The organism is Bradyrhizobium sp. th-b2 (assembly GCF_000426785.1).
GTDB classification, from domain to species: Bacteria; Pseudomonadota; Alphaproteobacteria; order Rhizobiales; family Xanthobacteraceae; genus Bradyrhizobium; species Bradyrhizobium septentrionale.
In genome coordinates, this window is sequence record NZ_AUGA01000235.1 from 1 (window position 1) to 1,661 (window position 1,661).

The 1,661-nt window shown below is 66.7% G+C and carries 1 protein-coding gene; it reads right to left on the bottom strand.

The features are described 5' to 3' along the window. The coding region (locus K359_RS56645; protein WP_035978579.1) for a condensation domain-containing protein at nucleotides 1–1,661 on the bottom strand (1,661 nt) is incomplete at both ends.

Consider the following 1,661-nt stretch of genomic DNA (forward strand, 5'->3'; position numbering starts at 1 on the left):
CGCACCTGGGCCTCGAACAGCTCATGGATGCACTGCTGCTCAGGATACGTCACCGCCGTCCGGTTCAGCGCCTCCAACAGGTACGCCCGCTCGTCAGGGGGCAGCAGCTCAATCCGCCCGACCTCTTGCTGCGCATCGGCAACCATCGCCCGCAGCAGCGCCAGCAGATACCCCCGCTGTCGCTCGATCGTCGCCTGATCAAACAGCGCCGTGGCATAACCCAGCGTCCCGGCGATCACCTCGCCATGTTCGCAAAGGTTCAGCTCCAGATCGAACTTGACCTGATCGAACCCCTGCCCCGCAGCCTCCACCAGCAGCCCGGGAAGGTCGAAGGACGGGATGGCGTTGTTCTGCCAGGCCAGCATCACCTGGAACAGCGGGGTGTGATCAAGATGCCGTGGCGGCTGCACGATCTCCACCACCTGCTCAAACGGCAGGTCCTGATGCTCCTGTGCTCCCAAGGCCGTGCGCCGCGTCCGCTCCAACAGCTCCGCCACGCTCGGCGCGCCCGACAGGTCGAGGCGAAGCGCCAGGGCGTTGACGAAGAACCCGATCAACCCTTCGAGCTCGCACCGACCTCGATTGGCGCTCGGCACCCCGATCACAATGTCGTCCTGCCCCGACAGACGCAACAGCACCGCCGCCCACGCCGCCAACACCGTCATGAACAAGGTCGTGCCATGCTGCCGGCTCAGCCGCTTCAGATCCCGCGTCAGATCCGCATCGATCACGACAGGCAGGTTGGCCCCGGCAAACGACTGCTCTGCCGGCCGAGGCCGATCTGTCGGCAGCGCCAGACGGGCCGGCGCGCCAGATAGATTGTTGCGCCAATACTGCGCCTGGCGCTGCAGCCGTTCCCCCGACAGCCACTGCCGCTGCCAGGCGGCATAGTCCGGATACTGGATCGCAAGCGGCGGCAGCGGATCGTCCTGCCCAGCTACGAACGCCCGGTACAGCTGACTGAGTTCGCGCACCAAGACGCCCAGCGACCAGCCATCGGAGACAATGTGATGCTGGGTCAGCAGGAACACGTGCTCCCCATCCGAGGTGCGGATCAGGCGGCCCCGGATCAGCGGCCCGCGCGCCAGATCAAACGGCGTGCGCGCCTCTTCCCGGCACAGATCCAAAAGCGCCGCGTCCGCATCCGGCCTGTCCCGCAGATCGTGCTCGAGCACCGGCAGCCCCGCATCCGGCGGCAGCACCTCAACCCAGGGCTTGCCCTCCGGCGCGACAAAGACGCTACGCAGCGCCTCATGACGCGCCAACACACGGTCAAGGCTGCGCCGCCAGGCGCGGCGGTCGAGCACGCCGCGCAGCCGCAAGGCCAGCGGCACGTGATAGCTCGTGCTATCCTGATCCAGCTGCGCCAAAAACCACAGCCGCTGCTGCGCAAACGACAGCACAAGCGGTTCATCACGCGACACGCCGACAATCGCCGGCAGGTCTTGCGGACCGCAGCGGCTCAACATCTCGACAATGTTCGTCGCCAGATCGGCCAGCACCGGTTTGGCAAACAGCGCCGCCAGCGGCAGCGCTACACCCAGCGCCTGCGACAGCCGGCTCAAGAACTGCACCGCCAAGAGCGAGTGGCCGCCCAGTTCGAAGAAGTGGTCGTGGCGTCCGACCCGCTCCACACCGAGAAGCTCGGCCCAGATCTGCGC